The following is a 24,945-nucleotide window of genomic DNA, read 5'->3' on the forward strand; positions in this document are numbered from 1 at the left end:
TACCATTAAATTTACTACCATGAACGATTGCAAGCAAAACTAAACGGCCTCAGCCCGATGGAATTCAGGACCAAGGCCACCTAATTGTTCTTTTTGCCCAATTGTAAACGGACGACGCAATCAGAATCGAACGCCGTACAACAAACCGCCGTCAAGTCGGTACCACGCTAAAAACCGGTATTCAACGCCATCGATATCCTTTAGGACATGCTCCCGGTATTCCAGCTCTCCCGGATCGTTGAAGGAATACAAGATTGTGCCCGCTTGTGCGGAATATACATAAGTGGTGTCTTGATACGTGTAAGCCAACGTACCGTCCGGTGCCAATTGCTTGATGGAGAGCGGCACGTCTTTCCATGACGACCCGTGAGGGGCAGCATATACTTGTTTAATCACGCCTTCAGGCGACCGGACATCCAAGACCCAACGCCCTGTTTCCTCGTCAGCCTTCTTGTAAGCAATCCATCCGTTATTGATCTGGTACGAATCTCTTGGGTCCGCGGCATAATCGGACGGATCAAAAGGGTTCGTGGCGAGCGTGGTTATCCGATCATTGGCGCTGCGAACACGCAGCGCCCACTTGGAGTTGCGCCCGGTATTCTGCAGGAGTTCGTTATAAATAAGGGTTTTCCCATCCGTCAGCGCACCGTAGAATGTGTGAGTGTCCGGGGATGGCGGCTCGTACGTCGTCAACGTACCGTCGGGAAGCGACTTGTACAAAGTCGATGGAAGATAGTGAGACGTATAAACTACCGTTCCGTCAGCCGACAGATCGTAGTCACGGTTATAAATAAAATCTGCATTTGGCAATGAACGTGACTCTCCCGTCGTTACATTCACAACGCTGTTGCCCAAGATCGCAAAATTCCCATTTACTACTTCAAGGTTCTGTCCGTCCCAACTATATTGAACCGCGCCGTCCTTCCAATAGTGTATATTGTGACCATCATCATAAACCACGCCTTTAGCGGATAACTCCATCTTAACCAGGTGATAGGGATCGGCGTTCTCGAACACTCGTACCTGGCTTTGATCCGCACGGTTGTACAGCCAGTAAACATAGCGTTGCTTATTCAAATGAACGCTTTCATCCCAATAATTCTCCAACTGTCTCCACAATATGCGGCTAGCGTCAAAGTCGAAAATCGTTCCCTTAAATCGATAAAGGATGGATTCCGGCCCACGATTCCCGAGTCCTTGAATTTTTATAGGGATAAGATGCTTCGTCGTACTCTCGTCGCTGAGCTGGCCACTCCCATTATCTCCCCATCCCCAAGCACTGCCGTCGCTTTTGAGTACCAAACTATGGTTATCTCCGGCTGCGATAGAAGTCACCGAATCGAGATCCTCCACTTGAGCGGGAGTCGGACGTTGAGTCGTACTTCCATCACCGAGCTGGCCCCAGTAATTATCCCCCCACGTCCAGACGGTTCCGTCATTTTTGAGTGCCATACTATAATAACTGCCTGCAGCTACGCCGACCACATTTGCGAGGCTGGCGAGCTGAACGGGAGTGGTACGCGCTGTCGTTGTTCCATCCCCGAGCTGTCCATAGTTGTTATCTCCCCACGTCCAAACGGTACCGTCGCTTTTGAGAGCCACACTATGCGTCGCCCCGGCAGCAATGGCAACGACCGAATCGAGACCTTGCACTTGAACGGGAATACTGCTTTCCCCGCCCCACGCCCAAACGGTACCGTCGCTCTTGAGCGCCAAACTATGCACCATGCCCGCAGCAACAGCTACGACCGAATCGAGACCTTGCGCTTGAACGGGACTAAATTCATAGGAGTATTGGTCCGAGACGGTTCCATCACCCAATTGTCCATATTCATTCCCTCCCCATGCCCAAACGGTACCGTCGCTCTTGAGTGCCAAATTATGCTTAGCCCCCGCAGAGATGGCGACTACCGAATCAAAAGCATGGCCTGATTTATCGTTCACTTGACGAGGAGTCGGGCCAGGAGCCGAATCTTGATCACTTCCAAAAGGCAATTGAATTCCCCATCCCCAGACGGTTCCGTCGTTTAGGAGCGCCAAACTTTTACATTCGCGAGCAGCTATGTTATGCACCCCATCGAGACTCTTGACTGGAATAGGCGTGGTATGGTTTGTCGTCGTTCCATCGCCGAGCTCTCCCCAGTAATTATCCCCCCACGCCCAAACAATACCGTCGCTTCCGAGTGCCAAACTATGCGAACACCCCCCAGCCAGATAAACCGTATCCGTGACGCTCGCGACATCATTCGTCGGACTGCCGTCGGCAATTTGGCTGTTATTGTCTCCCAGGGCCTGGACTGTGTCGCCGCTTTCCGCGGCAAACGCCGTATTCGATAGAATTACAAAAGCGAAAAGAAAACAAATGATACCCATTAGCCGTCGAAAGCGTATTTCCATCTATCGTTCCCTCCCATAACGTTACATAGCCTCTCGGCATTTGCCGAGGCAGATTGGACAAGGGTTTCCCCGAACCATCTTTATTCGCATCCTCCTACTTGGGTAGGGGAACTTTTCAATTAATCCCATTATTCATTATGGAAAATATTCTAGAATTTTTTGGTGATTTCCTCAGAAAACACTTGACTTTTCCCGAATTCCGCAAAAATCGCGAGAAGGGTATGTCCCTTACTACTCACGATTGGAGCGTGTTCCCTTTTGAAGCCTTCTTTCATTCCTCATTCCAATTACCAATCTTTTGTCCTTCAACATCTTCGAACATCTTATGGTCCCGGCAGTGTCCTCATCAACAAGGATTGGCCTCTGACTGTGAAGCTCAGGATGACCGATTTATCTGCCATGACGATCTTGCTTATCGATGATTATTCGGATCGAGGACCTGAGCCTCGAGACCCCGCATCGCTATTCCGTTCTTACCTGATTCTTCTCTTGACGAATCCAACGATGGGGTTTCAGAATGGGTGAATGAGTTAAAACGCACACCCATTTACGCGATCTTGAGCGGATTCTCTCCAGCTGATCTTCCCGGAGTGGGGACGTTCTATGATTTCTTCGATCGCCTTTGGCCAGCAGTGGACAAGAACCTAAGGCCCCGCATGCAACACAAACGCAAGGGCAAGAAGAAAGGAAAGAAAAAAGGCGAGAAAGCACCCACCACAACGCCAGGCAGAGTCGAACGTTTGGTCAAATGGATGATGCGTCATACCGATAAACCAACTGTTCTGCCTGCGGATCGTCTATTCCATTTCTTTCAATCCCAGATTCTATCCGTGTCTGCTAATTTAGGTTTGCTCGGGGATATTTCGGCACTCAGCGCAGCTGGTGATGGTACACCCGTTGTCACTTCCGCCTATCCCCGAAGCAAGCCCACTTGTGATTGTCGTGCCCGCGGAATAGCTGATTGCGACCATCATCGTCTTTACTCCCAGCCCGATTGCAACTCGGGTTGGGACAGTGCCCGTGAAAAATATTTTAACGGCTACCACCTGTACATGATTTCCGCAGCGGACAGCAAACACGATTTACCCTTATACCCCAGACTGCATCCTGCTTCCCGGCACGATGCGGTCAGTTTGGTCATGAGCACAGTCGAATTCAAGCAACGTTTCGCCTTGGGCACGGTCGATAAAATGCTTCTCGATGCCGCGCATGATGCGGAGTCGATCTACCTTCTGCTGACTCATCAAGGCATGGAGCCCTTTATTGATTTAAATGTTCGCTCCAAGAGGAACACAGCCAGCAAAGGGGTAGTGCGATTCAGATTTCACCCGCAGGGATTCCGATTTGCCCAAACGGAAATCCAATGAAGCCCAACGGAACCGACTACAAGCTCCATCGTCGCAAGTGGAGATGTTCGCCGACCTGCGGCTGTTCCAAAGCTAAGTATGGCCGTACCTTCTACACAAAAACCAAGGATGATCCCAGACTGTTTACGAAAACACCTCGCGATTCGGAGAAGTGGAAGCTGATCTACAAACGTCGTTCTTCCATTGAACGATCCAACAAGCGTGAGAAGGATTGATTGGAAAATTGGTGGAGTCTGCCCATTTTTGAAACTGGTTTTCATCTCCCATATTTCCCAGCCTAAGTTCATGATTTTTCCGGCATCACCCATGGATTCCCGCATCTAATTCCGAGAGGCTATTATAATGAATAGGACCAAGACGTAAAACTTTTACTCTAACTAAATCAACTAAATTTTACCATATAAAGTTTTTCCCATCCATAACCACAAAGTATACCTTTTCGATATCACTTGGTAGTATGACATCTACTCTATTGATCTCCCCTTAACATGATGCGTTACAAGTGAGTTGTTATTTGCTAAATCAGGTAAAACGAATGACGAAAATGCAATCCATGATGAAGTTGATTGGGAAATTGGCTCGAATGCATGTAGCCATGACGAGAGAAGGATAAACGTTCTCCGTGAATAAAACTCAACCGCCATTAGCAGCTACCCGTTCCGTAAACGTTGATTGTACTCCACACCTTGGATAGATAGGACGAAGGAATGTGAGGGGAGGGAGCGTAACGGAAAAAGAGCAACTGCCATTGGCAAGCTGCTCCAAGATGTGTTGAACTATCGTGTCCCGTTAGGATTCCTGTAGAGCGTTAATTTTGCGCTTTGCACAAAAACGAGCGCCTCCGGTACGATGGGTTAGTCACGGGTCATAGCCCTTTAGCCATCTTAAGGAGGTCGCTCTATCTTGAAGTTTAAAGCTCAAGCCAAACAAAATCAACTGCTCGAACGTATTTCAACCCAGCATCTTGTCGTCGGCATCGACATCGCCCAGCAGTCCCACGTTGCTCGCGCCGTCAACTTTCGCGGAATCCTGCTTGGCACTCCACTTCACTTTTCCAACGACGACACCGGCTTTCGCCAACTGCTCCAGTGGATGAAACGAACCAACTAGACGACGCCATCATCGGCATGGAACCAACCGGCCACTACTGGCTCAGCCTCGCTACCTGGCTCAAAGATCGCAGCCTCGAGGTCGTGTTGGTGAATCCTCATCTCGTCAAAAAGAACAAGGAAAATCGCGACAATACGCCATCCAAAAGCGACATCAAGGATGCCTTGGTTATCGCCGACATGGTGAAAAACGGCTACTACACCTTCATCAAAGAAACCAGTGAAGTGCCCGCATGCGCTTCGGTTGCCGAATTTGACGGTACATCCCCTCTTCTATCCGGATAGCGATTTATCCATTGGAGAGATCCTGCGAATAAGCGAGCATTCGTGAGAGAACTGCATTGTACCGAGGGAAATGTTCTTTCGTCAAGTTGCAGGCGCTCATTTAGTTCATTCGCAAACAATATCCTAAATTCATCACTAAAAGCATTTACAACATTTGAAGTGGATGGTCGATAAATCTAATACTAAAGTATTTAAACGAAGAAGCGAATGCAACTAGCGGATACGAACTATTTAATAAAACAAAAATATTCTCACCCTGCCTGGAATCTCCCTGATGAGGGCGAACCTATATTAGAAGTCCCCAGTAAAACGCCCAAGGAATGAACACAACACCAGCTAAAGCCAATAAGAAAAGTTGTATTCGAACTCCGCCAGTGATCTGGTGCAAATTCCGACGCCATGACGCAAAAGTGAAGATTGTCAGTACAATAGTCGCGACGGCTAGCAATCTAAGAACAAGCCAAGGTATGGGTTGGCCTAAAACTACAGGACCGATAAGATTCGCGGCAGTAACCACAGTGAAAAGGAAATAAATCACGAACCCAAGAACAGTTGTCAAACCAACGGCAACAAGCCAACGTGCCGGTAATTGGGCCAACACAGCACTGCGCCGTTTAAATACAATGCGGTATAAAGCAACTAAGGGATAACTGCTGAATGCAATGATGAAAATAAGAAGAGCACCGATCTGCAGCCAACCGGATTCAAGCCTTGAGAGCGGCATTATTGCAACGCTCTGTCGATCCTGATGCGGCGCCACATGAACGCTAATGATGGGAGCGCTTTGAGCTAAACTATTAACCCAGGAACCTACTGTATCTACGAAACCATCGGCGAGCTCATTGGGTCTGTCAAAGCCTCCATTGAAAGTAACATTCAAGTTATGTCGAGCCCCTTCAATAAAAGCAATCGTATAGAGGGTGTTACCTCCACGTTCAAGAGCCTGCTGAATAATGTGCGAGCTCTCTTCCGGCACCGCTTCGCGATCGAGAGCCCCCCACAATGCTAGCACGGGTTGATGGACTTGCTCCCAAGACGGTACAGGATCGTAATCATGCTGAGTAAATAAGCCTGCATCGACAAGCTGCCTGATACCGTTTACCTGCATCATTTTCAGAAACGATCCGGTTACACCGGCATGGCGCAAAAATTCGCCATAAGCCCATGCCTGCTGACGTGCCGGCGAAACACCCACAGCGCCTGCCGCAATAACAAAAGCTGTTTCAGGAGCCTGTTTTGCAGCAAGTGGGGCTACCCAAGCCCCCTCGCTTAGTCCGAATATTCCAACCTTGTCCGGATCTACATTTTTCTGTGCCCGCAACAGTTGCATACCTGCAATGGCATCATTTGCGAGTATTGAATAATCCCGATGCAACATCGAATAGCCTATTGATCTTTTGTCATAAATTAAGGTGACAATTCCGAGTTTGGCGAACGCCTCAGCTTCATCCTGAAAATCATCACGCTTGACAGGTCCGGCTCCGCCTACCATAACAACACCCGGGTAGTGCTTGCCAGTTGACGACGGAGCCACTATCGTTCCATGCAGCGTGACATCTCCATCACCGAGAAACGAAACATCAGTGCTTGTAACACCATTGGATTCAGCATTCGCTGGAACTGCGAAGAAAAAAAGCATGGCAACCAGCATCGCAAGGATCAGCGCTGACCGGGATATTTCTCGACCCCTAACATAAGATCGTACTAACATCATTCATTCCCTTCTTTCTTCATAATTCTATTAAGGGGCATCCGTATGTTCGATTTTTCGGATCGTGAAATAAGCGACCAACGGACCTGCTGCCGTCAACAATACCGATGTCGCAACGATTGAACCCATAGTCTCCCTAAAAATACTAGTCGTTGTAATTAGCAAAACGATAAAGGACGACAGAATGGTGGCAGGAACCGATTTTTTCGACATGCCGAAGTATAATGGGATTAAGCTCATCCCAGCCGCGGCAGCTGCTTGAACAACGATTTTTATCGCCTGTTGCACTAAATCTTCCATGGCTAACGAGCCAGGAATATAACTGACTATGGAATCGGCGATCCAGAAAACGAAGGTTACAAATACATTGGAAATCAAGATCATCGCAAAGGTTAGCGCACATACGATTAAGAGCTTCGAGAGTATGATCTTTTTTCGATTGATCGGGTACGTGAACAGCAATGAAATGGTCTTGTTCTTGTATTCCCCGATAATGAGTCTAGAGATAAGAACCGCCGCATATAGGATAAAAACAACCCTGACTAACCTATCAATAACAAACAATGCATCCTGATAACTGGCTAAGGGATTGGGCTCCCCAGTTAGAGGTACCGCGTAATACAGAGCCAACACGATGGCACTCATTAAGAGATTGATGATGATGATTCTCTTTACATAGGCAGCAATTCCAAATCTTCGCATTTCCAGTTTAATTAAATTCAACATTCGTAACCTCTCCATGTATGAGTTGATAGAAATAATCATCGAGTGTCTGATTCTTTTTGCTTATTGTTTCAATTGCAATGCCATTAGCAATAAAAGATTGTATAAGCTCTCTAGATGACATCCCTGCATCATAGATTCGTACGAGCTTGGAATCCAAAACCTTGAAATTGGAGATGTGCAGCGTATGCTCGAGAACAAAAGCTGCCCTGTTTACATCGTCTGTTACCACCTCAATAAATTCCGTGTGCGAACCGCGAATGCTTTCCATAGACATTTCCTCCAATAAAAGACCTTCTCGAATGACACCGATCGTATCGGCCAATTGTTCGATTTCCCCCAAGATATGGCTGGATATCAGCAGCGTAATGTTGAACTCTTTGTTCAACATCTTGAATAAGTCTCTAAATTCGCGGATGCCGATTGGGTCAAGCCCGTTGATAGGTTCATCTAGAATCAACAGCTCCGGCTTTATTGTTATAGCTCTGGCAATACCCAGTCTCTGCTTCATTCCGAGAGAAAACTCTCTCACGGGTTTACTGTCGGCTTGATTCAGGTTAACCAGTTCCAACGCTTCATTTATGGCATTCCTATTATGGAACCCCATATATTCGCAATGAAGATTTAGGTTTTCTCTTGCCGTCAGTTTCTCGAAGAAAATCGGATTTTCGATAATAATGCCCATCCTTTTTAACGGTTCGTATGACGAATTCGTCCATTTTTCACCGAAAATCTCAACTTCTCCTCTGGTCGGTTTTACAAGATTGGTCATCATCTTCATAACCGTTGTTTTACCGGCACCGTTCGGACCTAAAAATCCATATATTTCTCCTTTTTGAACATTCATGCTCACATTGCGGACAACTTCTTTTTCTCGATACGTTTTAGTCAATTGATTCGTTCTCAAAATATAAGTCATGACCATTCTCCTACTTTCTTTGGGTTAACTTTATTATCTCAGCTATAATGTTCTTATTTGTGATATAAATCTTAAGAAAATCTTACTTGCGAACAAAAAAACCGCCAATCGGCGGAAAATAGAAGACAGTCCATTAAGAATGAATTTGTTGCAATTGCACCGTGAAAGTCGTTTTTTCATAGGGTTTGCTTCGCAAAGAAATGTTGCCTCGCATCTTTTCAACAAGCCTTTTTGTAATCGTAAGTCCCAAGCCGCTTCCCTGGTACATTTTATTTCTGGAATCTTCTAACGTGTACATCCTTTCGAAAATCAAATCCTTATGTCTTTCGGTAATTCCTTTTCCTTGATCCCAAACGTCGACAAAGATAAAATGTGCGTCTTGCCTTAGAGTCAAACCCACGATCTTGCCCTCAGCGCCATATCGAATCGCATTCGATAATAAATTATTGAATATCCGTTCCAATGCCTCTTCATTTCCATAGGCAAATATTCGAGCATCCGGAATTTCAATTACCGCTTCCATATCTTCGGACTGGATTTGGTTATAAAAAAGCAGCATGCTTTTGCGACAAACCTCATTCATATTCACGCGCGTCAAAGGAATATTCTTGTCTCCCGACTCCAGTTTGGCCAAGTCAAAGAACTTCTGGATCAACTCTAATAATTCTTTTGCTTTATCTTGCACCTCAGCCAATAGTCGATCTCTTTCTTCCGCGCTTAAATGGGGTTGATGCAATACCGTTTCTATATATCCAAGTACAACTGTAAGAGGGGTTCTAAGATCGTGCGAAATATTAGCCAACATCATTTTCATGGAAATTTCGGTTCGCGTGTAATCCACGATAACTTTGCGATTGGATTCGAGCAGACGGTTTATCTCTATGACCATATCTTTCAAATTTGGGTCGCCGGTGACCAGAAGAAGCTTCTCTGAGCTATTATCGGAGATGATCGTATTCAATTTACTGGTTATATATCTCAAGCTGCTTCTGTCTTCCCGTCTTGATTTATATTGTAAATAGATGACGATGGATAACAGGACAATGATGCAGATTCCTATTAAGTTCAAATCAGAATTCCCCCAATCGGTACCCGAACCCCCAAAGCGTTTTAATATATTTGGGCTCTGAAGGATGATCTTCGATCTTGTCTCTTAATCGTTTCATGTGAACGTTAATGACATTCTCGTTCCCATAATAGTCTTCGTTCCAAATTAATCCGTAAATCTGTTCTTTCGTAAACGTACGCTTCGGATTGGTAAACAATAATTTCAAGATAGCAAACTCTTTTGAGGTCACCTTAATATCTAGGCCATTCTTACTGACTATAAAATTCTCCAAATCCATAGTAAGCTCGTTTACGGTGATAAGTCTATCCTCTGCTAACTTCTCGGGGATAGAATATTGTTTCGCACGTCTTATTGCGGCATTTACTCTCGCTGCAAGCTCGATCATTGAAAAAGGTTTGGTAATATAATCGTCGGCTCCAAAACCAAGCCCCAATGCTTTGTCCACTTCTCCATCCTTCGCGGACAATATTAAAATCGGCAAATGACTTGATTCACGAATCATTTTCAGAAAATCCATGCCATTCAGCTTCGGGAGCATCAGGTCTAACAAGATTAAATCGAACTTCTCACGCAAAAAAATTTGATATGCTTCTTCCCCATTAAAAGCGCAAACAATGCCAAACCCCTCTTTTGATAAATAACCTTTGACCATGTTGCTGATTGATAGATCGTCTTCTACAAGAAGAATGCGATGCTTCATTAATTTCAACCTTTCGTTCATAAAAACTTTGCTACTGTCTATCTGATTATATCATCCTGCTCAAAGAACTTTCTGCAAATAAATGTGATCGAGTCCACAAATCTTAAGCTTTGTCCGCATGCTGCCTTTTCGGGGTGGTACCAGCGTAGCAATGACTTTCGGCTTTCATGTCCGGAATGCGGTTGTAGTTCATCGCGTCAGCGTGCATGACCAACAGAACATCAGTTAGGGAGGCATCAGTGCCGCTTGTATTGGAGGAAGGCTTTCACGGAGACCGCCGCGGCGGTCTCTTTATTTGCGGCTGGAAACCGCGCTGGAATTTGAAAGGAAAATTTCTGAGTGAATTATCATTTTTTCACCCCCTTATATCGTTGGACAGGCCCGATTTTATAATTGGAGAGGAAAAATTTAGTAAGAGAGGAGCCGGAATGAGAAAATTTTCGATTGCAGCCGCCGCGATGATCGCCCTTGCTTCATTGCAGTGCACGGGAATCAGCGCAACGACGGCGGAATTTAAAGACGTGCCGGATACAAGCCCCTATTTCGCTTATATTCACGACTTGAAAACGCTTGGCATAACGGACGGAATCGCCGAAGGGGTTTACGGTCCGAAACAGACACTGACTCGCGCCCAGTTTGCCAAATTCGTCACCGTCGCTTTTCAGCTGAAGGACCAAGGAGGACCGGCGCCCTTCCCGGATATCCGGGATCACTGGGGAGCCGCCTATATACGCGCCGCCTATCAGGCGGGCATCGTTAACGGCACTTCCGATACGACTTTTTCACCGAATGAGCCGGTCAAACGCCAAGAAGCTTCGGTTATGGTATGGCGGTTTGCCAAGAAACAGGGTCTCGCTCCGGGCGGCGCGCTGAATTTCAGCGATAAGCCGGATACCTGGGCGGCGGAAGGAATCAGCGGCATTATTGCTCACGGCTGGTACGGTTCGGACGTTACCCAGGATTCCGGCGAGTGGTCGTACCGACCTCAGGACGCGATGACCCGCGAGGAAGCAGCAGCCTTAATCGACCTGTCGATAAAAGAGGTTCCCGGCAGCCTGTCTGCGGCCGCGGCGCCCGTGCCGATGGCGCCGGCACCTGCAGCGCCCGTGCCGATGGCGCCAGCACCCGCAGCGCCCGTGCCGATGGCGCCGGCACCCGCAGCGCCCGTGCCGATGGCGCCGGCACCCGCGGCGCCCCCGGCCACTGGGGAGGCTATACCTACACCGGTCAAGCCGCCCGCGGTTCCCGCAGGCGACGTTACATCAGGCCTTCCTTCGGGAAGCGTTCCTTACGGAAGCATGGCGATACTGAGCGCCGCCAAACCAGGCGCGACCATCTACTACACGACGGATGGCAGTGATCCCCGGACATCGTCCACCCGCAAGCCGTATACTTCGCCCATTCCGGTACTAGGAGGGCTTCAGTTGAAGACGTGCGCGGTATACCATCCCTCTTCCGGCAAAACGGAAGTCAGCGGCGTTTCCGTTTACGAGTATAAGGTCGGGTCCGTATCGCCGCCGGGGCCGTCCGTAGGCCTGTACGATCCGCTCGAAAGCTTCAAACTGATGACGAGCCGCGCGAATATGTACATCGCTACGGACCATCCCGCTTACTTCGGCAGCGATGCGAAACGGATGGTGCGAACGTCGACGGCGCCGGGAAGCATTGTTTACCATACGAAAAACGATATCGCTTCTGTGCTCTTTTACAGCTACTTTTTTACCGGAATTGAGCTGGAAAAGAGCAAGGTGTTCGCCTCGGCGGACGGAAAAACGTATCAGGAAATACCGGTCAAAACCTATCCGATCGGCTCTCCTTCAGGCGATTGGCAGCAGTACGCCTATGAAGCTTCTTCGCTACCGGCAGGGATGCGCTATTTGAAAATCGAGCAGCACGGAGCCGCCAAATCCTGGTCGCCGCAGCTTTCCAGGGTATCGATCAATCGAATCACCACTTCCGTCGACGTCAAGTCGACCCGAAACGCCGAATCGCTTCAGGTCGAGCTGTCTTCGGCGACCCAAGGGGCCCGAATCTATTACCGCAAGGACAACGCCCCCGCGTTTCAGCTCTACACCGGGACGTTCCGGCTTACAGGGTATAGCGTGCTCGAAACCTATGCCGTGAAAGACGGCCTGGAACCGAGTCCCATCCGCAAAACCAAGCTCAATGGAAGCAGCGATATTTTGGTCGACAGGTTCGGTCAGATAGTTACCGCGGGTTTTCCGGAGAAGGTGATGAGCGAGCAGGAGCTCGAAGCGGATGCCCAGGCTGATGCTTCCTATTACGACAGCCTGAAGCCGCTGGCGGATCTGGACCGTTACGGCGGTCTGGCGGGCAGCGCGGCCAAATACGGCCTGAAAGGCACCGGCTACTTCGCGATTCAGCAGCTCGACGGCCGGAAGGTGATGAAGACGCCAAGCGGCAACATTTTCTTCAGCCTGGGCATGAACGGAATCACCCCCCATGAAACCTATACGATGGTCAAGGGCCGAGAGCAGCAGTTTGAATCGCTCCCTCCCTATGAGGGAACGTACGCGCCGGCTTTCATCTCGCCCGATCACAGCAGTTTCTCGTTCTATATAGCAAATAAATACAGGAAAACGGGAGCGTTTCCGACGGAGAGCTCCTTCTATACGGAAGCGGTCGGGCGGCTGAAGAAATGGGGCTTTAACAGCGCGGGGGGCTATTCGCCCGAGAAATTCGGCAATAAGAATCAATTCCCTTACACGCGAATGCTTCCGCTGGACATAGACTCAGCGAAGCTGGACGGGATTTCGATCTTCGATATTTTCGCGCCTGACGCCGCGGCCAAGATTGATGAGGCGTTTGCAAAAGCGCTGCCGCCGAACAAGAACGACCCGATGCTGATCGGCTATTTCATCGGCAACGAATACGATTTTCACAAATTTTATTCCAACGTGCCGAAGCTGAAGGCCAGCTCCGCCGCCATTAAAGGCCGTCTGGTCAAAATGGTGAAGGATAAATACCAGACCATCGATATGTTCAACCGGAACTGGGGCACAAGCTTTACCTCCTTTAACGATCTGCTTGAAGCGGAGCTTCCGGTGAAAACGTCGCAGTCCTGGGCGGATATGGATGCGTTTTTCCGGTATTACCTCGATACGTTCTATGGAACGGTTTCGCGGCTGTACCATAAATACGATCCGAACCACCTGCTGCTCGGGGATCGCTGGATCACGACCTCCTTCCACAATGCGAAGTTCCGCGACGTGATGGCGGAGGTCGAAGGAAAATATTCCGACGTGATCAGCATTAACTATTACTCCTATAAAATCGAGGCCGATCTGCTGAAGGAAGTCTATACGAAATCGGGCGGCAGACCGATTCTGTTAAGCGAATTCGGCTACGGCACCGCGGAGCAGGGGCTGCAGCCTCTTCTGCCCAATGCGGCCGTGAACCAGTTCCAGAGAGGCATGCGCTACCGCAATTACGTGGAGGGCGCCGTGAGTCTCGGCTATGTCGTGGGTGCCCATTGGTTTAATTATGTGGATCAAGCCCCTCTCGGCCGATATTGGCAGGGAATCGGCGAATGGGCGGAACGCTATAATTCGGGCGTCCTCAACGTCACGGACCGTCCATATAAGTCCTTCCTGTCCGGCGCCATGCAGACGAACTACGACATCTACAAGGTCCTTCTCGGGGAACGGCCGAAGTTCTATTACGATTTCAGCCAAAAATAAGGCGTGAAGTGCAGAAAGACCGCCAGCTTGGCGGTCTTTCTGCGTCTTTAATCTGTCCGCTTATAGCCCATTGGTTTAGACGTATCAAAAGATATCATCTCTATTGCCGTCGCAGATGCTGGACGCGGTGAATCACGGTTTCTAGGGAACTTTCCCCACACACCTGAAGCCATGCGTAAACTCATGAAGAAAATAGGAACACCTGAGCAACTGCACGTTTGCTCCGAAGCTAGACCAACTGGGTATGGTCTCTTCAGGTGCGCAGGAGATCGCATCAAAACCGATCGAAGAGATGCATTAAGATTTCTTGAAAGATACATGCAAAAACACCGGTTCCTTCGAACCGGTGTTTTCCCTTTGATTATTTCCACTCCAACTGAGGCAGAATATCCTTCTGCAGCTCGCACATTTCGTCGATCATCGCACAAGCTTGATAATAAGTTGGCGCTTGAGGGTCAAGCAAAATCGCTTGCAGCAATTTTGTCTTCGACTTCTCCTGATACGCCTCGATCAGCAGCTTATGAATCGTGCCTTGAATATGAATCGTTCCGATAATGGCAGTCGGCAGCTCGACCGTCATCGGTTTGAACGAAATGCCGTTCTTATTCACGACGGCTTGCGTTTCAACGACCATGTCGTCCGGCAGACCTTTAATGGCGCCGTTATTTTGCATGTTCACGGCGTTAACGTGAAGCTCCTCGCCGAAGACGATCGATTCGATAATCGGAATCGCATACTCGTTGCTGCAATGAACCTTTTCCTTATCGAAGATATAAGCCTGCTCCGTCCAGAGCTCCTGCGTCATGGTTTGGTCGAACAGTCCTTGCTCCAGGTTGCTGGCGCCGGCGCAATAGACGAATTCAGGCGTTCTGGAGCCTTTCTCCCACAGCTTTTCCCGGATTGGATCGTAGCGGTATTGCAGTGCCAATCCGGCGTAGAACTCGCCTGCGTAGGAAATATACTCGCCGGTATGGTTTGTTCCCGGATAAGGATAATAGCCGTATGTGCGGTACATCGTTCTGGACAACGCAACATGCTCAAATTGCGCCAGACGGTTCGCTTGCTTTTCCTTCTCGTGGAATAGCGGGTACAGATCTTCCCCGGTCTTCTTATTCCAGACCTTCGTGAAGAAGCCGAAGTGATTCAAACCGCCGCCTTCAACGGCGATATCGCCGACTTCCATCTCCAGAAAATCGGCCAGCTGATGGATCCCCATATCCAGACCATGGCACAGGCCTACTACTTTGATCGAAGTAAGCTTAGAGATGGCTTCTACCAGCTTGGCTTCCGGATTCGTATAGTTGATGAGCCATGCATCCGGACATACTTTCTCCATCGTCTGCGCAATATTCAGCATCGGACCCAGGTTTCTCAGCGTATGGAACATCGATCCCGGTCCGCCGTTCTCGCCATAAATCTGTTTGCTGCCGTAGCGGCGCGGAATATGGAAGTCTTGGGACCAGTAGAAGTAACGCTCCACTTCAATCGCGACGATAACGAAGTCGGACCCTTTCAACGCTTCCTCCAGATTCGTCGTCCGCCAGATCTTCGCCGGATAATCGAAAGCCGTGAACATTTCCGTTGCATAATTGTAGGTTCGATCTACATTCGCTTCCGAAATATCCATGAGTGCGATCTCAAGATCCGCTTGCGTCTTCAAACGTTCCGACAGCACCATATCGTTAAGCGCACCCAGCGCGAAAGAAACACTTCCTGCTCCAATTAACGCAACTTTTAACTTTTTCATCGTTATCATTCTCCTTTTGCCTTATTGTATACGTTATATCCGGCTCCGATAATGCCAGCATCGGGGCCGAAATGTGATACCGTTATTTGGATATGGCCGCTTAAGTGCGGGAGCACCTTCTTTCGGGCGCTAGCCGTCACGCGATCGATCAGCCATTGGTTGTGATGGATGACCGCACCTCCGACTACGAAGATGTCCGGGTCCAGCGTTTGCATCAAGGAAACAATGGCATTGGAAAAGTGCTTGATCCACAGTTCAATGACTTCTATCGCTTGCTCATCTTGCTTATGGTACTGTTCAAACAACAGACTTGCCGTTGCATGGCTGCCATAGAGAAGCTTGCTTTCCTCTTCAAGCGCTATGCCGCTGCAGAGCGATTCCAGCGTCCCGTCATATAACGTGGAATGATTTTTCCCACTGTCGGAAACAATCATGCTGCCAATCTCGCCGGCATATCCATGGGAACCGTGAACAAGCTGTTTGTTCATTATGATCCCGGATCCGATTCCCGAGCTGACCGTAATGTAAATCGGCTGATCATAGGCTTTGGCGGCCCCATGATCCGATTCCAGCAGCGTGATTGCATTCACGTCATTCTCGAAATATAGTTCATATTCCGGAAAGAACGATTGGATCATTCCGATAGGGACGTTCTCCAGACAAGGAATGTTGGTCGCGTCTACGATAACTTCGGTTCGACCATTCCATGGGACGGGCAGGACCATGCCGATCTTGCTGGCTTTCCGGTCATGGTCGACTTTCTCGATCATGGCCCGAATAGCTGCAAAGATCTCTTCTGCGTGCTGGAAGCTGCCCGTTAAAACCTGCTCCTTCCGGATGAGCTCGAGATTCTCGTTCACCAGACCAACGCGAATATTCGTGCCTCCGATATCTACACCAATAACAAAACTACTCATGCCTAGCGCTCCTCAGCCTTGATGACGGTCAATATATTTTGCAGCCTCCGCATCCAAATAGAAATCAATATGTTCGAAACCGAACAATTCCTGGGCAGGCAGCTTGGCGTCTGGATTGGAGAACATTTCCTTCACGATGTCGGCTTTACGCTCTCCGGTAATGACGACAATAACTCGCTTGCTATTAATCACCTGTCCCAAACCTAATGTAATCCCTTGCTCCAATTCCGTAGGCTGATTGAAATATTTCTGGGCGACTGTCTTCGTCGTCTCCGACAGCTCCACGACACTGCTATGATTCAACACCGGGCAGCCGGGTTCATTGAGTCCGATATGTCCGTTCATCCCTACGCCCATTAAGCTGAACGTTATGGGATGCTGCTCGATGTAGCGGTCGATTCGCGAGCATTCCTGCTTCAGATCCGGCGATGTTCCGTCGAAGAATTCAATCTGGCTGTCATCCAGCGAGATGAGCGAGAATAAGTCCTGATTCAGCATCTGGTAGCAGCTGCCTTCGGAGCTCTTGTCAATTCCGACCCATTCATCCAGGCTTACGAAGTTAAAGTCCTTGATCTTCCCATGAATCTCGGGATTGCCGGCAAATTTAAGATAACTTTTGTGCGGCGTGCTTCCTGAAGCCAGGCAGAAGACGGGATGCTGCTCGTTAAATAAATGCTCTTTCATCTCTCTGGCGATTTCGTTTGCTACTTCCTCTTCGGTATCGAAGATTCTGATCATCGTTTTCACTTCCTTGTCAATTATGCCGAAATAACGTGAATGATCTCTTGCTGAAGTATGAGTATGGCCGCTCCGACTGCCGTGGAATGATGGGAATCGCTCACCGAAATAGAGGGCGTCCATTCCGTATATTGCTCCATATAGCTTCGGGTCCGGCTTAAGATCCGTTCCGGAAACAGCGCGATGGTTTTGCCGCTAATAATGATCCGCTCGATGTCCAGGATGCTGATCATATTCGTAATCGTCAGCGCTAGATTCTTGGAGATGTAATCGATGCAAGCCTCGGCATCTTCCGCGGAATTCAGGTCATACGTGCTTAACAAGTGTTTAATGCCAAGCTTGCTTTCCAGCCACCCGACGGATGACGGAGTCCGCTTATATTCCGGGTCAAAGCACATATATTCCAGCTCGCCCGCGCTTGCGTGAATGCCCCGGTGCAGCTCTTTATTAATGATCAATCCGCCGCCGACCCCATCGCCCGCAGCGATATGAATCAGATTCGCCGGCGCTTGATCCGAGTTTTCCAGATTCCGAAATTCCGCCACGGTTGCGGCGTTCACATCATTCTCCAGAAGAATCGGCAGGTCGGCCTCACTCTTCAGCTTCTCAACAATCGCTTCGTAATTGAAGTCGTTTTCTTGATTGTGCTGCGTTCTCATCCGGATCGTCTTTTTCCGGGTATTGATCGCACCGTCAACGCCGATGCCGATCCCGAGGACGACGCTGTTTAATTCCTTCGCTTTATTCTTCAGATGCGTGACGATCTCGTTAAATAGCGCTATGAACTCTTCGCTGTAGAACGGGACGTCCGTTTCAATCGAATACGAATCGATGATCTTGCTGGTCAAATTAATGAGCAGCGCCGTGATCGTGCTGCCGATAATCTGAATGCCGATGGTCGAGTAGCTGTTTTCGTTAAACCGGTATACCGTCCGTTTTCTTCCCAAGCCGCCGGAGCCTTCCCGGCTTTCACCTGTGGCGGTCAAAATCCCGATCTGTTCGAAGAAGGTCACGATCTTGCTCACCGTAACGAAGCTCATGGCCGTCTTTTCCGTGATCTCGACTTTAGCCAATTCAGGGTGCTGCAGCAGAATGTCGAATATGATTTTTCTATTCTCATCCTTAATGTCATTTGGCAGATATGACTTCATAGGTCCACCCGTTTTCCATCTTTTTAACTACATTAATAAATAAACTTAAATAATTACCGCTTAAGAGCTATTATATAGCTGTCAGCGAACATGTCAAGGTCTTTGTGGCGATCTGCCCGGCGATTGTACTTCGTTCAGAAGCCGTGAGCGACGGTACGGCATCCTCGCCCAATATTTCTCCCGGCAGCAGCCGGTAACCGACAAACGGCAGTCCATTGTCTTGTTTGCCCACGTAGTCAAACTGAGGAATGGCGAGCGTGACCCATTCCTCCAGCTTTGGCATGATCTTGATTTCCTTCTCCTAATCCTCCACGCCTTCCTCATTTTGGGGAAAGCGGATGTTCATTGATCAGGATGGCAACACTCATCCTTCCTGCTCCAAGCTTCCGGGCGCTTTGAACAGAAAAGCCGGAGAAATTTTACTGAATCGTTTTGTCCAACCTGCTCATTTGATCCGTATTCATGACTATCACCTCTTGATGATATCCATCACTTCCGAAATACGCTTCTTCATTGACAGACTGTTCTCCCTCCAAGTATTGATATTCAGCACAAAATAGGGAACGCTCCGGTTCCCCGCCTGGTTCAGATCGCAGAACAGCAGCTCGGCGGCAGATATTAATCCAAAACAAGAGGCCGCCTACCTTGTATCACCCGCTCAGGGGCTTTTTTGGGACAGTTCTCTTCTTAAAAAATCAAGAAACTGTTTGCCTTCATCATGCGTTAATTGTCGCTGATCGAAGACAAAATTGAATTTCTCCAAGATTTCTTCATTGGTGAGATGCAAAGAATCCACTAAATGCTGAATTTCCAAATCTAATGCTTTCACATTGTTTTCCTCCAAGCCGGTGAAAATTCGCCACTCATAAAATACCCCTGATATACATTATCGGAACTTAGTGCGTTTTTTGTACCATCGAGCCCGACGTTTATTGCCGACGTCGGAAGCGCCCCGCATCTTTCCGCTCTGGTCTCTCATCCAGATCCGGTCCAGCTCTTTCTTTGCCACCTGCTTGGCTTTGAACAGCAATATCGAAATTTACGTGAAATGCTCGGAGGAATGCGAGAAGAGGGATCCGAAAGGATTGTATAAGAAGGCAAGAAACGGACAGATCAGCAACTTTACGGAATCGACGGCAAATACGACATCCCCGGCAGCCCGGATCTGCTCATCGATACGGAGCACATGACGGTCGACCAGTCGCTGGCCTTCCTATTGGCTTACCTGGTGGAGCGGAACTACCTCGCAAGCTGTTGATCTTCCTTGTGCCTCTGCTTGCGGGGCGTTACCGGTTATTTCGTGGATTTGATTATGCGTGTACCCCGGCTTGAAACTCCAGCAGTTTGCCGAACGTCCCCTTGGTGTCCGCGGAGAGCTGTTGAAATCCGCCCCGCTGGATCACATGCCCTTTTTCCAAAACAAGCACTTGATCTGCGTTCCGGATGGTCGACAGCCGATGGGCGATGACGATGATCGTCGTTCTGCCCTTCAGTCGATCCAATGCGTTCTGAATTTTCGCCTCGTTCTCGCTGTCCAGCGCGCTGGTCGCCTCGTCCAGAATAAGAATCGAAGGCTTCCGCAAAATCGCCCGGGCCAATACGATCCGCTGCCGTTCCCCTCCCGAAAGCCTCACCCCGCGGTCTCCGAGGACCGTATCCAGTCCCTGGGGCAAATTCCTCACGAATTCATCCGATGCGGAGAACTGCAGAGCCTCCCACATTTGTTCCTCGCTTGCATCAGGCGAGGCAATAAGCAGGTTTTCCCGGATGCTTGCATGGAACAGGAACGGGTCCTGCGAGACGTAGCTCACGGACCGCCTCAGCGAGAAGCTATCGTCATTCGCAAGACTTTCTCCATCTACCAGAACTTCTCCCTTTTCCGGCCGGATGAGTCCGATCAGAATATCGATCAAGGTGCTCTTGCCGGCGCCTGATTTGCCGACGATGGCCGTCATGCTGTTAACCGGGATCGACAGGCTAATATCATGAAGGGCATAGGAGGAGCCGCTGCCGTCGTAGCGATAATAAATGCCGCTGCATTCGATTCCTTTCCCCATGCGCACGGGTTTGCGCTTGGATGAGATGTCGAAAGAATCCAGTTCCTTGGCCAGCGCGCAGTCCCTTTGAAGATCCGCAAGACTCTTAAAGGCGGGCAGCGACTGGGCGATCTGCTCCCAGTTAGCCTGCAGAGTCGAAAACTTCGGCCATAACCGGGAAAAGATCACGATAATCAACACGAGCTTCTCGGCCGGTATAAGGAAGACTTCCAAGGATAAGAAAACAAATAGCGAGATTAGAATAACCGATGCCACCTTGTAAACATACTGGGAGGAGGACTGCGTTTTCCCGAAATGAACGAGATTATTTTCCATTTGGGCGCAAAGTGTACGGAACCACGTCAAATGCTTCGCTTCCGTCATGTTGCTTTTAATGTCCTTCATGCCGTTGAAATGATCGGTCATCCCGCCGATATAATTTTGCGCGAGCTCCGATGTTTGATCCCCCATGGTTTTCGATCGTTTAATGAACTTGCTTGAATAGACCGCAACCGCCAAGCCGCAGATCAGGACCATGGCCGTAAGCTTTACCGACAACCACAGCGCAAAGCCGATCTGGACTGCGGTAAACAGAAGCGTCGTCGTTAATCGCAGCGCGAGATAGGTGCTCATGCTGACGCGCATCAGCTCGTTCGTCATGACATGCGTGAAGTCGGATCTTCTATTTCTCAGAAAGAAAGCCCAATTCGCCTGCAGCAAGCCTTGATAAATTTCCACGCGAAGGTACCTAATAAATCCGTGTTGAATTTCCAAATTCAAATTGGTTTGCTTGCGCTGCATAAGGGCTTGACCTGCAATCAATAGAATGAACCCGCCCAGCAGCACAGGCAGTCTCATCCCTTCCGGAATGGCCTGCAGCGGATTGACCAAATACGAAACGAACGGAATTCCGCTCGTATCCAAGGGAAATATCCCGATCAAACCGAGCGCGGGAACAAGCAGGAAGATGCCGATGCCCTCTAGGAAGCTGATGAGCGTCATGCCGACCAGATTGACATAAAGCTTGAATCCGGCAAATTCGCGCAGTTTTTTGATGTATATCAGCAGATGTCTCAATTCCGCTCTCTCCTTATCCGTGCGAAATCTTCGCGTCTTCATCTACCGCATCCAGAATTCGGCTTACCAAATCGTCAATGGTAAATCCCGCAGCCGGCCTGCGCAATTGGTACATGCTGACGCGATCGAGGATTGATACGGAGGTAGAGAAATGCCAATGCTCCAATCCCAGATGAGCGATCAGGAAAGGGCGGTAGGTATGATGGCGGAGGGTAGGCAGCCGATCCAATCCCTGGAGATGACGAAGCTCCGTCGCTTCCTTGTCCGTCTTCGCGAGTTCGAAGATGCCTGCCAGCGGAATAGGCTCCTTGCAGAACCTGGACGTTACGGGTATCGCATATTTGGTCTCGTACAGCGGAATATAGCGTTCGGACTGCATGCCGAGCTTGTCCAGGCTTTCCTGCCAGAGCTTTTGCTGCGGATAAGCGGGAATGACGAAGGGGACGCGGTCGCGGTCAAGCGTTACGGCAATGACATCGTCGGTTAGAAGCGGATAGCCGAGCCTTAGAAAGGCGGCGGCAAGGGTCGATTTGCCAGCGCCGGAATCGCCTACGAACGCATAGGCCTTGCCGTTAATGACTACGGCGCTTCCGTGAAGAGGCAGCAACTTGCGCTGGAACAGCAGCGCGCCCATACAGGTTCCGAGCAGATACAGCCGTACGGCGGTTTCTTCGGCACCGGTCGCCGGAGAGAAGCTGATCCGGTTTCCTCCCCGCACGCTGTAAATCCCCGTGCCGTCTATGTTGAGCATAAATTCGCCGCTGTCAAACGCATAATAATCGTCGTTGCCGTTTCGCTTATTCCATGCGCAAGTCAAGTCTGCCTTCTCGATATAAACATCCGCGTCGCAGGCTTGATCCGTTTCACGCAGCAGCTCCGGCAAGGCGATATCGCTCGCGATCGTCAGCCCGAATGCTTTGTAGATCGTCCGTATGGCAGCAGGGTTCATTTTCATCACCTTTTCTCCTGTAGAATCGAACTAAACAACAATGAAGAGGCCCTTATACGCTTTTATTCGTATAAGGGCCAAATTGGTGCTGTCAGGAATCACGGGCATTTACGATTCATGGGGATGTCCGTTATTGCCGCCTTTGCCGTTCTTGTCCGGGTACACCCCGTTCGGTCCGCCCATCGTCATGTTGACGTCGAGTACTTCCAACGTTGGCTGCTGCCATTCATTCCGCGTTTGCTTTTGCATCTGTTTCACCTCCTCTCACAGTATCGCTTATTATTGGAATTGCCGCAGGAATCGGTATGCAATCAAGGCCCGCATCAATAACCTGGCACCCGCGTCGTAAGCGTACTCCGGCTTGGGGGTTTGTCCGATTTTCTCGAGCGACGTCTTGATCTGATCCACGTTCAAATAATGCGAGGCGACGGGATCGCAGCATAACTTCCGCAGCTCTTCGATAAAAAAGCGCCACATCGGAATCATGCGATGAATCCAATCCGCCCCTTGAACGCCGCGAACGCGTTGGTTTAACCGAACGTCATCAGGCAAATACGATTCGGTCGCCCTTCGGACGAGCGAACGATCCATCCCGTTCTGGACATACTGCTCGATCGGCACGGACAGGCAGAAGCGAACCACTCTCGGATCGGCTGTCGGGTCCCGTTCCCAAACGGAGTAGGGCAAGGAAAACTTGGTTACGGATGTACCTTGATGGTTAGAGGCCGCCAAATTTCCGAATTGATAGTCTCTCGCCTCGAACTCGTCGAATGAGGCGCCTTCCAAGCCGACATCATGAAGGCGAAGCTTTTCGAAAACGTTCGTTCTTGCCGCCAAATCCGGATGGATGACATGCGGAATTTCGTTCTTCGCCCTTCTGGAATAAAAAGATCGGGTCGCATATGGAAAGGCCTGTTTGCCGATGATGGGTAGCAACCGGGATCTTCCGATATTCATTCGTCTTCCATAATGCTTGAGCTCTCGGTAAAAATGGAACCAGCGCAGTTTCCTTAAAAGTTTGGCATAATAGTCCATGGCCGGGCCCCAGGAAATGGAGTAATTCCCCCGCGCGCCAGTCAAAAGCACGCCGACGCCATCCTGCTGCGCTTTTTCAAGAATCCCTTTGATCCAGAACGAATTCTCGAAGAACTTATAAGGCGCCTCCAGAAGCCCGATCAAGTCGTCGATTTCATCGAACGAGTTTCTGCCTGGAAAATCCAAGCCGTTGTGCTTGATATTCCCTACGTGCCGTACGGCGGCTTGAATGTAAGGACTTTCATCGGCAACCACCCTTCTCGAGGTCCAATCCACGAAATCGGGCGAAGGAACGTAACTGTAGGTATGCAAGGTTTTCCCTTCTTTAAGCAAAGGGTTCGCGGCAAAGCCGACAACTGCGCCTGAGTCCAATCCTCCGCTTAAGCTTGCGCCGACCTGCCGGAATGTCCGAAGCTTCGACGCGACGGCTTCCTGGAAAACGTCTCGAAACGCTTCCTCGTATTCGCCGTTCGTTTTCAGCCGAAGCTGCTCCCGAGGCGCTTCCAACGAATCGTACTGCCCCAGCGCCAATTTCCCGTCCTCGACCGTAAGCCAGTGTGCCGGAGGCAACTGCTCGATATCGCGGTATACCGTGGCATTCACCTCGATGGAGTCGAGAATAATGGGAATCGCCAGAAACTCCGCAAACCATGACTCGTTAAGCGCCTTCTTGACGCCGGTTAGTTCGAATAACGGATTGACCGCTGTGCAAAAAGCGAACTGCCGCTCTTGCCGGTGATAATACAGCGTACGGCTTCCCAATAAATCGCGGGCTCCGAACAGAAGGCGCTTCTTCTCATCCCAGAGGACAAAGGCGAAATCGCCGATCAAATAGCGAGGGGCTGCCCTCTCCCATTTCAGGTATGCCAATAAAATAAGCTCGCTGTCGGTCATCCCTTTCCGCCGGTCATGATCTACCTGCAGCCGGTTAAACAATTCCTCCCGGTTGTCGATGATCGCATCCGCGGTTATGGCCAGCCGATTGAGACCGTCATAATAGGGCAGACGTTCATGGACCGATTCCGGAGTAATCCATTGGGCATGGCAGCCCAGAAATACGGGTCCGCCTTGCCAGATTTGCACGTCATCGGCCGGGTATCTTCGCAATGCTTGCATAAGCTTCTTGCTGTCCTCTATCGATACAGTCTCTTCGTCATAACAAAGAATGCCGGCAATTGCGCTCATATTTCCTCCGGTGTTGCTTGACATCCCGCTGCGCGGATTCGTTTTATCATATCCGGCAGTAAAAATGCCTTATTTTTATATTATTTCGAATATTCACTTAACTTTAAGGGGGCGTCCCTGGGTTAGCAT

General features: G+C 49.5%; 19 protein-coding genes and 1 pseudogene. 4 read left to right on the forward strand and 16 right to left on the reverse strand.

Annotation, left to right across the window (positions count from 1 at the left end):
• Positions 1 to 120: 120 nt before the first annotated feature.
• On the reverse strand, positions 121 to 2,397 hold the full coding sequence (locus L1F29_RS27340) for an RCC1 domain-containing protein (protein ID WP_258385184.1): 2,277 nt from the start codon (positions 2,395 to 2,397) through the stop codon (positions 121 to 123).
• A 521-nt stretch (positions 2,398 to 2,918) separates the two neighbouring features.
• On the opposite strand from L1F29_RS27340, the gene L1F29_RS27345 reads away from it, so the two are divergent.
• Together L1F29_RS27345 and L1F29_RS27350 are read left to right on the forward strand one after the other, a co-directional pair.
• On the forward strand, positions 2,919 to 3,764 hold the full coding sequence (locus tag L1F29_RS27345) for a hypothetical protein (RefSeq protein WP_258385185.1): 846 nt from the start codon (positions 2,919 to 2,921) through the stop codon (positions 3,762 to 3,764).
• A 903-nt stretch (positions 3,765 to 4,667) separates the two neighbouring features.
• Positions 4,668 to 5,098 (forward strand): annotated as a pseudogene (locus L1F29_RS27350) (IS110 family transposase); the annotation flags it as partial.
• 346 nt (positions 5,099 to 5,444) lie between these two features.
• Here the strand turns inward: L1F29_RS27350 and L1F29_RS27355 are convergent.
• The 5 genes from L1F29_RS27355 to L1F29_RS27375 form a co-directional block, all read right to left on the reverse strand.
• The gene (locus L1F29_RS27355) at positions 5,445 to 6,872 is read right to left on the reverse strand and encodes an alpha/beta hydrolase family protein (protein ID WP_258385186.1); all 1,428 of its coding nucleotides are present in this window, start codon (positions 6,870 to 6,872) and stop codon (positions 5,445 to 5,447) included.
• Between the two features lie 27 nt (positions 6,873 to 6,899).
• Positions 6,900 to 7,595, reverse strand: coding sequence for an ABC transporter permease (locus L1F29_RS27360; RefSeq protein ID WP_258385187.1), 696 nt, complete (start codon positions 7,593 to 7,595; stop codon positions 6,900 to 6,902).
• Positions 7,579 to 8,511 (reverse strand): ABC transporter ATP-binding protein, encoded by a 933-nt coding sequence (locus tag L1F29_RS27365; protein WP_258385188.1) that lies wholly within the window; start codon positions 8,509 to 8,511, stop codon positions 7,579 to 7,581. Before L1F29_RS27365 ends, L1F29_RS27360 begins: the two co-directional genes overlap by 17 nt.
• A gap of 133 nt (positions 8,512 to 8,644) precedes the next feature.
• Positions 8,645 to 9,580 (reverse strand): sensor histidine kinase, encoded by a 936-nt coding sequence (locus L1F29_RS27370; RefSeq protein ID WP_258385189.1) that lies wholly within the window; start codon positions 9,578 to 9,580, stop codon positions 8,645 to 8,647.
• Between the two features lies 1 nt (position 9,581).
• Positions 9,582 to 10,280: a response regulator transcription factor gene (locus L1F29_RS27375; RefSeq protein WP_258385190.1), complete on the reverse strand. Its 699-nt coding sequence runs from the start codon at positions 10,278 to 10,280 to the stop codon at positions 9,582 to 9,584.
• Positions 10,281 to 10,708: 428 nt separating this feature from the next.
• On the opposite strand from L1F29_RS27375, the gene L1F29_RS27380 reads away from it, so the two are divergent.
• Positions 10,709 to 13,981 carry an S-layer homology domain-containing protein gene (locus L1F29_RS27380; RefSeq protein WP_258385191.1) on the forward strand — a complete coding sequence of 1,091 codons (3,273 nt, stop codon included), beginning with the start codon at positions 10,709 to 10,711 and terminating at the stop codon, positions 13,979 to 13,981.
• 361 nt (positions 13,982 to 14,342) lie between these two features.
• Here the strand turns inward: L1F29_RS27380 and L1F29_RS27385 are convergent, their stop codons facing one another.
• The 6 genes from L1F29_RS27385 to L1F29_RS27410 all read right to left on the reverse strand — a co-directional run bounded on the left by L1F29_RS27385 (position 14,343) and on the right by L1F29_RS27410 (position 19,363).
• Positions 14,343 to 15,728, reverse strand: a complete 1,386-nt coding sequence (locus L1F29_RS27385) for a family 4 glycosyl hydrolase (protein WP_258385192.1) — start codon at positions 15,726 to 15,728, stop codon at positions 14,343 to 14,345.
• A 5-nt stretch (positions 15,729 to 15,733) separates the two neighbouring features.
• On the reverse strand, positions 15,734 to 16,645 hold the full coding sequence (locus L1F29_RS27390; protein WP_258385193.1) for an ROK family protein: 912 nt from the start codon (positions 16,643 to 16,645) through the stop codon (positions 15,734 to 15,736).
• Between the two features lie 12 nt (positions 16,646 to 16,657).
• Positions 16,658 to 17,383 carry a 6-phosphogluconolactonase gene (locus L1F29_RS27395; RefSeq protein WP_258385194.1) on the reverse strand — a complete coding sequence of 242 codons (726 nt, stop codon included), beginning with the start codon at positions 17,381 to 17,383 and terminating at the stop codon, positions 16,658 to 16,660.
• Between the two features lie 20 nt (positions 17,384 to 17,403).
• On the reverse strand, positions 17,404 to 18,534 hold the full coding sequence (locus tag L1F29_RS27400; RefSeq protein ID WP_258385195.1) for an ROK family protein: 1,131 nt from the start codon (positions 18,532 to 18,534) through the stop codon (positions 17,404 to 17,406).
• A 70-nt stretch (positions 18,535 to 18,604) separates the two neighbouring features.
• A complete protein-coding gene (locus L1F29_RS27405) occupies positions 18,605 to 18,817 on the reverse strand; it encodes a phosphotransferase family protein (RefSeq protein ID WP_258385196.1) in 213 nt (70 codons plus the stop codon).
• A 375-nt stretch (positions 18,818 to 19,192) separates the two neighbouring features.
• Positions 19,193 to 19,363, reverse strand: a complete 171-nt coding sequence (locus L1F29_RS27410; RefSeq protein WP_258385197.1) for a hypothetical protein — start codon at positions 19,361 to 19,363, stop codon at positions 19,193 to 19,195.
• Positions 19,364 to 19,577: 214 nt separating this feature from the next.
• Here L1F29_RS27410 and L1F29_RS27415 point away from each other — a divergent pair, with 214 nt between their 5' ends.
• Positions 19,578 to 19,724: an adenylyl-sulfate kinase gene (locus tag L1F29_RS27415; RefSeq protein WP_258389823.1), complete on the forward strand. Its 147-nt coding sequence runs from the start codon at positions 19,578 to 19,580 to the stop codon at positions 19,722 to 19,724.
• Between the two features lie 120 nt (positions 19,725 to 19,844).
• Here L1F29_RS27415 and L1F29_RS27420 read toward each other — a convergent pair whose 3' ends face one another.
• From L1F29_RS27420 to L1F29_RS27435, 4 genes are all read right to left on the reverse strand, one after another.
• Positions 19,845 to 21,647, reverse strand: a complete 1,803-nt coding sequence (locus L1F29_RS27420; RefSeq protein WP_258385198.1) for an ABC transporter ATP-binding protein — start codon at positions 21,645 to 21,647, stop codon at positions 19,845 to 19,847.
• 13 nt (positions 21,648 to 21,660) lie between these two features.
• On the reverse strand, positions 21,661 to 22,596 hold the full coding sequence (locus L1F29_RS27425) for a phosphoenolpyruvate carboxykinase (ATP) (protein ID WP_258389824.1): 936 nt from the start codon (positions 22,594 to 22,596) through the stop codon (positions 21,661 to 21,663).
• 108 nt (positions 22,597 to 22,704) lie between these two features.
• Positions 22,705 to 22,845: a paeninodin family lasso peptide gene (locus L1F29_RS27430; RefSeq protein ID WP_258385199.1), complete on the reverse strand. Its 141-nt coding sequence runs from the start codon at positions 22,843 to 22,845 to the stop codon at positions 22,705 to 22,707.
• A 30-nt stretch (positions 22,846 to 22,875) separates the two neighbouring features.
• The gene (locus L1F29_RS27435; RefSeq protein WP_258385200.1) at positions 22,876 to 24,816 is read right to left on the reverse strand and encodes an asparagine synthase-related protein; all 1,941 of its coding nucleotides are present in this window, start codon (positions 24,814 to 24,816) and stop codon (positions 22,876 to 22,878) included.
• Positions 24,817 to 24,945 lie beyond the last annotated feature (129 nt).

Origin of the sequence: Paenibacillus spongiae (assembly GCF_024734895.1) — a bacterium.
Lineage (GTDB): Bacteria > Bacillota > Bacilli > Paenibacillales > Paenibacillaceae > Paenibacillus_Z > Paenibacillus_Z spongiae.